This window comes from Syntrophales bacterium, assembly GCA_030018935.1.
Taxonomy (GTDB): Bacteria; Desulfobacterota; Syntrophia; order Syntrophales; family CG2-30-49-12; genus CG2-30-49-12.
In genome coordinates, this window is record JASEGZ010000019.1 from 25,199 (window position 1) to 35,294 (window position 10,096).

Consider the following 10,096-nt stretch of genomic DNA (forward strand, 5'->3'; position numbering starts at 1 on the left):
CAAACAGTTGCCCTGGCGGGCGCTTCGCTGCGATGGCAGAGCCCCCCTCCCCGAAAAAATCTTTGATTCGCCCTTCACGAAGCCAATTTTCAGTTTTTCAAAGGTCTCTATTTTCCTTTTCCTATGACCTATGACTTACGACTTACGACTTGTTTCCTACGACCTCGGAACTACATGATTCCTCACCCACTCCACAATTGTCGCAAGGGGGGCACCAGGGGTGAAAATCGCTTTAAGACCGGCATTGTAGAGCATCTTAAAATCCTCGTCGGGAATGATGCCCCCTCCAATCACAATAATATCCTCGGCTCCCTGTTCCCTTAGCAATTCCACAACCTTGGGAAACAGGTGCCGGTGGGCGCCGGAAAGACAACTGAGACCAACCAGATCTACATCTTCCTGCATTGCCGCGGTAGCAATCTGCTCTGGGCTCTGGTGGCAACCTGTGTAAATAACCTCAAAACCTGCCTCACGAAAACATCTGGCCAGCACCCTGGCGCCACGGTCGTGGCCGTCAAGACCTGGTTTCGCCACCATGACACGAATTTTCCTCTGGGCCATGCCTCCCTCCCTTGTAACTACTCAGGCACAAAGAGGCAAAGGCACATAGGCACAAAGTTGCAGGAATACGATCGGAATGTAGGACACAACCAGATACCGCTTTGTAAACATCTTATAGGAACTTAAGCAACTCATTCTCTTCAGATCTCTCGACTTTGTGCCTTTGGTGCTTTGTGCCTTTGTGCCTGTTTAATAATATCCAGGGTCGCGGTACTCGCCGTAAGCTTCCCGATACACGTCGCATATCTCCTGGACAGTGGCCAGATTTTTAACGGCTTCAATACAGTAAGGCATAACGTTATTCTCTTTTTTGCAGGCATTTCTCAGGTCGTCAAGACTTCTGCGGACGGCCTGATGGCTACGCTTTCTGCGGACGGCATTTAATCTTTCGATCTGTTCCATCTCAACGCTATCATCTATTCCCACACGGGGAATCACCTGATCTCTGGCTGTCGTGTATTTATTGACGCCCACCATGATCTTTTCACTCGCTTCGAGCTGCCTCTGGAAGGCATATGCCGCATCGGCGATCTCTGTTTGAGGAAACCCTTTTTCAATAGCCGCCACCATACCCCCCATGTCATCAATCTTATGGATATATTCCCAGGCCGCCTCTTCCATTTTATTGGTCAGGGATTCTATAAAATACGATCCGGCCAGGGGGTCAATAGTATTGGCAACACCGGTTTCTTCCGCAATGATCTGCTGGGTTCTCAACGCTATTTCCACGGCCTGTTCCGAGGGGAGACACAAAACCTCATCGAGGGAATTGGTATGCAGGGACTGGGTGCCTCCTAATACGGCTGCCAGGGCTTCGATTGCCGTCCTGACAACATTGTTGTACGGCTGCTGGGCTGTCAGCGAACACCCCGCCGTCTGGGTGTGAAAGCGCATCCACCATGATCTCGGATTTTTGGCTTTAAAACGGTCACGCATGATCCTGGCCCACATCCTTCTGGCGGCCCGCATTTTGCAGATTTCCTCAAAGAAATCTATATGGGAATTGAAGAAAAACGATAGCCTCTGGGCAAAGTCATCCACATCAAGACCCTTGCGCCGGATGACATCTTCGACATATTCTATGCCGTTACGGAGGGTGAAGGCAAGTTCCTGAACTGCCGTGGAACCGGCTTCCCGGATATGATAACCGCTGATGCTGATCGTATTCCACCTGGGAACATATTTCGCCCCAAATTCCACAGTGTCACTGATAAGTTTTACCGACGGTTCGGGGGGACACATCAGGGTCTTCTGGGCAATAAATTCCTTGAGCATGTCATTCTGGATAGTGCCACCGATTTTGGAAAGTGGAACACCTCTGAGTTCAGCCACAGCACAGTACATTGCCCAGAGCACCGTGGCCGGCGGATTGATGGTCATCGAGGTGGTTGCCTGCTCCATGGGAATCCTGTCCATCAGGGTAAGAAAATCTTCGAGTGTGTCAATGGCAACGCCGCACTTGCCGCATTCGCCGCGGGCCTTGGGGGAATCGCTGTCATAACCCATAAGAGTTGGAAAATCGAAGGCCGTGCTGAGACCTGTCTGGCCTTCTCTCAGCAGGAGGCGCCAGCGCCTGTTGGTGTCTCTGGCGGTGCCCATGCCGGAAAACATCCGGAATGTCCAGTGCCTTCCCCGATAGCCAGTGGCCTGATTACCGCGCAGGAAGGGAAATTCCCCGGGAACACCGATGTCCCGGGCAAAATCCATATCCTTGATGTCTTCCGGGGTATAGAGCCTTTTGATTTCGAGGTCTGATACCGTGGACCAGCGGGCTTTCTGATCCGGTACTGTGCTCACAATTTTCCTCACCTCGTCCTCCCACTTTTTCATGATCTCTCTAGATTGATCCAGCAATTCCTCTGTGAAGTACATGTTATTCACCTCTATTCCTGAAAATATTCAACCCGTGCGGTTAGATTTGATCTTGTAATTTCAGTTACTTTTTCACCGCCGCGCTCAAGACACAGAGGTCGCAGAGGAAAAATATTATTTCTTTTCTGCTGAGAGGGCAGAAAAGAAATAATCTCAATCGCGATTTCATCGGAATGGTTAAAGATAGGGGGAGATCGAATATACTTTAGCATTCCTTTATATGCCGTGAGGCTTGAGTTTGTTGTTTTCCGTCCCTCTCAACGGAAAACAACAAAGAAGTAATCCCTGCGTACTCTGCGCCTTTGCGGTGAAAAAGCCTAAACGCACAGCTCAAAAATATCGCAATTAGTATCTCAAAACTGTTACCTTGTCAAGTCATATGACTGCTTGTTTTTTTGTCTTGACGATAACTCTTTTATCCGCTATCTTACAGGGGTAACCAGGTAAAATAAACATAGAATTAAGAGGTAATAGATGCCGGAAGAAAAAAGGCAAAGGCTGACGAAAGCCGAAGGGTTGGAAAGGGAGAGGGAAGCCAACCTGAAACACTGGGAGGAACAGGATGCCATCGTGATGAAGCATCGGGAAGAGGCTTACGACATCGGTGGCGCTGCGCAGGTGGAACGTCTGACCCGACAGGGTAAAAAACCGATGCGTGAGCTGATCGAGATGCTGATTGATCCAGGGACAGAGTTCTTTGAACTTGGCATTGATGCCGGTTACGACATCAGCAAGAAGAAACTTTACGGCGGAGAGGTTTACGAAGAGGAGAAGCGCGGCCATATCCCCGGCGGTGGTGTTATTACCGGTGTCGGTGTAGTGCGGGGTAAGGATTGTATGATTATTGCCAATGAGAATCGCTATGCCGCAGGGACCTATTTCCCCATTACCTTGAAGAAGCACATGCGCGCCCAGGAGATTGCCGAACAATGCGGACTTCCCTGTATCTATATCGCCGATTCCGGTGGTATTAACCTCCCGTTGCAGGTAGGCTGTTTTGCCGACGATGGCCACTTCGGGAGCATGTTCTATAACATGTGCCGCATGTCTGCCAGGGGGATCAAGCAGTACACCCTTTCCACCGGCGGGAACACCGCGGGAGGCGCCTACATTGTGTATTTAGCATCCGAATCAATCATGATCGAAAAGCTGGCCTATGCCTTTCTGGCCGGTCCCCCCATGGTAAAATCGGCCATCGGGGAGACCGTTTCCATGGAAGATTTAGGTGGCGCCTATGTTCATACCCAGCACTCCGGCGGTTGCGATCATTTTGTGAAAAGCCAGGAAGAGGGAATTGCCAAGCTTCGTGAAATGATGGACTTTGAACCCCCTCAGAAACTTTATATTGACCGGAGAGAGACTAAGGAGGCGAAGTGCGATTACAAAGAAATGATGCGCTGCACACCCATAGATACGTATCGTTATATCAACATCAAAAATACGATCAAATGCCTCGCCGATGACGGCTACTTTCATGAGTACAAATCGTCCTATGGCCCCGGGCGCGGGGAATCCATTGTTTGCGGGAAGATGTGGCTGAAAGGAATCCCCGTAGGAGTTATCGCCTCCAATGCCAGTGGGATCATCTATATCGAGGCAGCGAGAAAGGCCACGGAGTGGATGATCCGTTGCGGCAACTCAAAGATACCCGTTCTCTTCCTCCAGGGTTCACCCGGCTACATGGTCGGTAAGGCGGAAGAGTGGGGTGGTATCGGGAAATACGGGGCGGATATGGTCCGTACCTGTTCCTGTTTAGAGGTACCCAAGGTTACCTATGTGATCGGTCCCGACCATGGGGCAGCCAACTACGGGATGTGTGGCCGGGCATTCAAACCGAGATTCGCCTTTACCAATATGAGGGGCCGGACTACCGTAATGTCCGGTGAGACGGCGGGGTTCATCCTGGAGACGGTAAGGAGGAAAAATGTCGAGGATAAAGGCGGGGCGGTTGACGAAGAAGAGATGGCCAGATTCCGCCAGATGATGAGAGACCGCTATGATGATGAGGGTCATCCCTTCTACACCGGTTCCCTGTTGTTTCACGATGGCGTGATCGCCTTCAGCGAAGCCCGTGATAAGCTCGCCCGGGCCTTTGAAATTGCCCTCCATGTACCCATGAAAGAGTCCATCTGGGGAGATATGAAAGTCTGAAAGGATAAAGGAAACGATATGGCGGATATATTGCTGCAGGAAAGGACGGAAGAGGGGATCCTGATTCTTACCATTAACCGCCCGGAGGCGATGAACTGCTTTAACTTTGACCTGCTGGCCGCTCTGGACAAGGCGATAAGGGAGTCCAATTTTGATGCAGGTTTAAGATGTATTATCATTACCGGCGCCGGCGGGGACGACCCGAAGAAGGCCGCCTTTTCCACTGGGGCCGATTTGAAGGAAAGAAGGACGCTGACACCGGATCAGGTCCGCCGGTTTATTTATACGATTCGCAGCACCTTTACCGCGGTAGAGCAGGTGCGTGTTCCCGTTATCGCTGCGATTAACGGTTTCGCCTTTGGCGGGGGCATGGAACTGGCGCTGGCCTGCGATCTTCGCATCGCCTCTTCCCATGCTGTCATGGGCCTGACAGAGACAAGTCTGGCCATCATCCCCGGCGCCGGCGGCACCCAGCGGCTCCCCCGGATCGTCGGCGTAGCTAAGGCCAAGGAACTGATCTTTACCGCAAAAAGAATTGACGCTAAAGAGGCGCGGGAAATCGGCCTTGTCAACAAGGTTGTAGAGGCTGACCAACTGATGGAGGCAGCCCGTCAGATGGCCCGGGAAATCGCAAAAAACGGCCCGATTGCCGTTGCCCAGGCGAAGTTTGCCATTAATTACGGTATCGAGGCGAGTCTTGGCGTGGCCCTGCCGCTCGAGTCAAAGGCATACGAGGCAACCATTCCCACGAGGGACCGTGAAGAGGCCCTTGCCGCCTTTGCCGAAAAACGCAAACCCGTCTTTAAGGGAGAATAATTTTGCAACAGAGGTGATTTATGACAGAGTACGATTTCTGGAAGATATTTTCCAGGATGCCAAAGAAGGTAACCATCGGTGATATTACGCTCCGTGATGGCCTCCAGCATGAGGAAAAGTTTGTCTCCACGGCGGCCAAGATCTTTTACGGGGAAGAGATGATCCTGGCGGGGTGTAGGGAGATCGAGTTAACCAACCTGGGAAGTCCCGAAGGTATTCCCCAGTTCAGGGATGCCCAGCAGGTACTTGCCTATTTCAGGGGTGAGAGGTTCAAAAAACGATGTGAAAAGGCTGGTATAAGCTGTGATGACATCACCTTTACGGCCGTTACCATTCGTGAGACGGCCGTGGACACAGCCATTGAGTTTAAGAAAAGGGGGATCGGTCCTGATCGTATCCTGATGATGGTTTCCACCGATCCCGAGCACCATTTTGCCAATTCCGGCTCAACCCTTTCCCAGTACTGGAAGGAGGCCGAGCGGTGTATCAAAAAGGCGGCTGATGTTGGTATAAAGATGTGCGGTACCGTGAGTACCATCTGGGGAAGCCCCATCACCGGGGCCACTAAATTAGAGGATGCCGTGGAGTTTTCCAAGCGCTGGCTGGAAATTGGCGCCTATGACATTGAACATGCCGACCATGATGGTTCCGCTTCTGCAGATCAGGTTTACCGCTATTTTTCGATGGTCCTTGACGAGATACCCTATCCGGAAGTCCATCTGGCCCATTTCCATGAAACCAAGCGTATTGCCAGCGCTTCTGTCCTGGCGGCCCTCCAGGCCGGCATTAACCGCTTTGAGGGGACCCTCGGCGGATTGGGGGGGCAGCCGACAAACTTCCTCGATGACTGCCCGGTTAGGGGAACGGGTGAGTATTATTACAGGGACCCGAGGTACGTGGGTCTTATCACCATGGAAGATCTGCTGGTGATGATTGATGAACTGGGCATCGAGCACGGCTATGATGTGGATCGTGTTTTGTGGCTGGGAGCAAAAATGGAAAAGACGATCGGTCGGAGACTGCGATCTGAAGCCATTTACAACGGCCGGACCATGAAAGAGGGCCATCCGGAGTTTGCCCGCCCTGGCCTCCCGAAGCTGATACAAAAATTAGGGGAGGAGCCTGGTCAGAAGATCCCCAAGGACTGGGCAGCAAAGGCAGTATTGCCGGAGAAGCATCGTCCCTGAACTGTCAGGTGAAGGATCTAAAAATTTAAAATTTAAAAAAGGAGGTAATTAAATGAGTGTGGAAGTCACGGCCCCTATGCCGGGAACTATTTTGAAGGTTTTGGTGAAAGTTGGCGATCAAATAAAGGAAGATGAAGAGGTGGCTATTCTTGAGGCCATGAAGATGGAAAACCCGATTTATGCACCCAAAGACGGGAAGGTCGTTGAGATAAGGGTCAAAGAAAAGGACAAGGTTGATACAGACCAGGTATTGGTCGTTCTTGAATAATTAATAACATCAGGGATCAGATGAGGGAAATTTTGGACGGGCGGGATAAGCCTTCTTTCCGCCCGTTCTTATTTTACGAGGAAGATGTCCCTCTCTCTGTCCTGAAGATAAACATAATTATACTTATCTTTACCGGTTGAGGTATATATCTCCTCACCTTTGGCTCTGCAGGCGGGGCAGCTCTGTCCCGGAATAATGACGGCAAATATCCTGTTTCCTGTATCGGCGGCAGAATCAATAGTGACTATCCCCCCGCAATCATTGCAAACCCTGACGGTTTCTTCCTGCTGTTCGCTGATACCGTCGGTATCGTAATAGATAGGCTTTTTCCGTCTTACGTATTCTGCATTTCCGATCAGTTTTTCCCTCATCAAATCTCTTTTTCCCCAGAGGGTGTAGATTTCCGCCGCTTCCTTTTCTACATACCGGCTGATCTCGTCAGACTGCCTGATGGTTAAAGGATCATAGTCCGGTTCTCTCACATTGCTGTAATCCAGACCTGCCATCGCTAAAATGATACCGACATTGACATAGGGGAGGGCTTTTTCAATAGAGTATCCCCCTTCGAGGACCGCGATGTGGGGTGAGAGTCTGTCATTCAGCAGGGCATACCCCTGGGCAGTAAAGCGCATATCGGTGATGGGATCTGAGTAGTGGTTGTCCTGTCCCGCCGAATTAATCACGAGATCCGGTTTGAATTCATCTAAGATGGGCAGAATCACATGATCCAGAATGTAGAGAAATCCCTCATCCGACGTCCTTGGCGGCAAAGGTATATTGATGGTGGCGCCGAGGGCGTTGGGGCCGCCGAATTCTCTATGAAAACCGGTTCCCGGATACAGTGTCGTTCCGTCCTGATGGATAGAAATGCACAGGGTGTTGGGGTCATTCCAGTAAATATCCTGAGTGCCATCCCCGTGATGACAGTCGGTATCTATAATGGCGACACGCTGGGGGCCGTAATGCTTTCTTATGTATTCAATCATGATGGCCTCGATATTGACGTTGCAGAAACCACGGGCGCCGTGGACGACCAGCATTGCATGATGACCCGGCGGTCTGACCAGGGCAAACGCGTTGTCCACTTCCCCTTTCATGACCTTTTCCGCCGCCGTTATCGCCCCACCCGCCGAGATGAGATGCGATTCGGTAATCACGCTTCTTGTATCGGGGACACAGATGTGAACACGGTTGATATCATCGTCAACAGCCACGCCAGGTTTGAATTCTATAATATTATCAAAGTCAAGAAGTCCCTCTTCAAAGACCTGGTCCTGCGTGTAGAGGAGTCTTTCTTCCCTCTCCGGATGAGTCGGAGAAATGGCCCAGTCGAAGGCGGGAAAGAAGATGAGCCCCGTCTTTCTTTCCTTTTTCAGCATATCACGTCCTACGTCCTGAGAGAGGCTATCAGACCGGGCTTAACCTGAACCCTGACCCTGATATTTTTGCCGGTTGTGTAGAACCCCCTTACCATGTTGAACTCCTGATCTTCAGTGACCTCAATCGCCATGTCTTCCTCTTTCGCCCCCATTTTTATCGCCCTTCCTCGAAGCTTTTCTTTGGCGATCCTGATGGCATCTTCCCGGGTAAATCGCGGGGGAATGGCAATCCGGTCGCCTTCCTCACCGATGGTCAGAGTCCCCTGCTCGGTATCGGCAAGGATCGCCATCTCCGCCGTTGTCCGTGCCAGGGCCGCCCCTATGGCGTTCGCCACTTCCGCATGTTCAGGAATATAAACAGGACAACCCAACATCTCTCCGAGACGGAAGGCCATGGGCCTGGCGGGACCACCAACCACGTACAGTATCTTCGGTTCCAATCTTCTGTCCTCAAGTATCTCGTGTATCGTGTAGACAGGACGATTGTTGATTGCTTCCATTTCATCCAGGACAGCAGAAGCAATCTTCTCACAGGTTTGCTCAAAAATGGTCTTAGCCACTTCCTCAACGCTACATTGCATCTTCAGGGCTATCGGCAACAGGGCCCCCTTCGCCCTTCCCCTCTCACCGATCGAAGTCAGGCTGAGGACGATCATGGCATCCGTCGGCGTAGGGAAAGGTCCCCCGAAGGCGGCAGCCGGCCCTTCTCTTTCAGGACCGATAACGATCCCGCCGTCTTCACATCTGACCCTGCTGTCACCTCCCACACCGATAGACCTTATCCGTAGTCCCCTGACCAGTGTTCTGTGGCCGAAAATGGTGACACCCACTGCCTCCAGAAGGGGAACTCCTTCCGCAAAAACGGCAATATCCGTGGTTGTCCCGCCGATGTCGAGGGCAATGGCATCATCTCTGCGTTCAACCATGCTCAGGATACCCATGATGCTGGCAGCGGGACCGGAAAGTATTGTCTGCACGGGAAATTCACAGGACTGAGCAATATCAATGGTTCCTCCATCCGCCTTGAGGATGTAAATTGGAATAGAAATATTTCTTAAATGCATTAAATTTGAAACCTGTTTTACAAAGTTACTGTATATCTCCCGGATGGCCTCATTGAGGAAGGTTGTTGCTATACGCCGGGGAAAGTTGAGGTGTCCGGACATGCGATGGCCGAGGGATACATGTCTTACATGGGTGGCGATGATTTCATGGATCTCTATCTCCTGGTGCGGGTTTCTTGTGGAAAATTTCCCCACAATGCTGCAATGGTCAATTCCGTCCCTTTGGAAACGTTCACCAATCCGGGATACATTATCCCGATCAATCCCGGCGATCTCCATGCCCCGATGATTGACATAACCGGAAATAAAATGGCAATCCTCATTGATTCGTAAAAGCGAGGGGGAGAGTCCCGGACCGCTGACCAGAATCATCCCCACCCTGTCGGTCTTGCCCTGAGCAATGGCATTGGTGGAAATGGTGGTACTGAGAACGACCCTTTCCAACCTTTCAGGATTTTCCTCCTTTAACAGGTCGTCTGTCACCTTCCATAGCGAATCAAGGAGATCTCTCTCGTTCGTAAGGACCTTTGCCTTTTTCTTCACCCTGAAGTTTTCTATGAGGACAGCATCCGTATGCGTACCACCTACATCAATACCCAGGATCACCATGCCGCTCTATCTTCCTTTATCTCAATGACTGAATACCTGCATGTTTAAATTAATCCCCCTACCTCCCCCATAGCAAAGGGAAACTAATGAGGAGTTTTTTCCGCTTATTATTATTTTTTATATAATGATAAATTTACTGTCAAGAGTAAATAGAATTGTCCGCTTTTGTAGCAAATGAATTGTCCGCTT

General features: G+C 50.9%; 8 protein-coding genes. 4 read left to right on the forward strand and 4 right to left on the reverse strand.

Going from position 1 to position 10,096, the window contains the following annotated elements:
• Positions 1-156: 156 nt before the first annotated feature.
• Both QMD03_05250 and QMD03_05255 read right to left on the reverse strand, forming a co-directional pair.
• Positions 157-561, reverse strand: coding sequence for a cobalamin B12-binding domain-containing protein (locus tag QMD03_05250; protein ID MDI6776636.1), 405 nt, complete (start codon positions 559-561; stop codon positions 157-159).
• 189 nt (positions 562-750) lie between these two features.
• Positions 751-2,433, reverse strand: a complete 1,683-nt coding sequence (locus QMD03_05255; protein MDI6776637.1) for a methylmalonyl-CoA mutase family protein — start codon at positions 2,431-2,433, stop codon at positions 751-753.
• Positions 2,434-2,907: 474 nt separating this feature from the next.
• On the opposite strand from QMD03_05255, the gene QMD03_05260 reads away from it, so the two are divergent.
• From QMD03_05260 to QMD03_05275, 4 genes are read left to right on the forward strand one after another with little or no spacing between them, the layout of a single operon-like run.
• A complete protein-coding gene (locus QMD03_05260; GenBank protein MDI6776638.1) occupies positions 2,908-4,584 on the forward strand; it encodes a carboxyl transferase domain-containing protein in 1,677 nt (558 codons plus the stop codon).
• An 18-nt stretch (positions 4,585-4,602) separates the two neighbouring features.
• Positions 4,603-5,400, forward strand: a complete 798-nt coding sequence (locus tag QMD03_05265; GenBank protein MDI6776639.1) for an enoyl-CoA hydratase-related protein — start codon at positions 4,603-4,605, stop codon at positions 5,398-5,400.
• Between the two features lie 20 nt (positions 5,401-5,420).
• Complete coding sequence (locus tag QMD03_05270; GenBank protein ID MDI6776640.1) at positions 5,421-6,587, forward strand: hypothetical protein; 1,167 nt, start codon at positions 5,421-5,423, stop codon at positions 6,585-6,587.
• A gap of 52 nt (positions 6,588-6,639) precedes the next feature.
• Positions 6,640-6,855 (forward strand): acetyl-CoA carboxylase biotin carboxyl carrier protein subunit, encoded by a 216-nt coding sequence (locus QMD03_05275; protein ID MDI6776641.1) that lies wholly within the window; start codon positions 6,640-6,642, stop codon positions 6,853-6,855.
• A gap of 68 nt (positions 6,856-6,923) precedes the next feature.
• Here QMD03_05275 and QMD03_05280 read toward each other — a convergent pair whose 3' ends face one another.
• Both QMD03_05280 and QMD03_05285 read right to left on the reverse strand, forming a co-directional pair.
• Positions 6,924-8,234 (reverse strand): histone deacetylase, encoded by a 1,311-nt coding sequence (locus QMD03_05280; protein MDI6776642.1) that lies wholly within the window; start codon positions 8,232-8,234, stop codon positions 6,924-6,926.
• Between the two features lie 8 nt (positions 8,235-8,242).
• Positions 8,243-9,907 (reverse strand): hydantoinase/oxoprolinase family protein, encoded by a 1,665-nt coding sequence (locus QMD03_05285; protein ID MDI6776643.1) that lies wholly within the window; start codon positions 9,905-9,907, stop codon positions 8,243-8,245.
• Between the last annotated feature and the right edge of the window lie 189 nt (positions 9,908-10,096).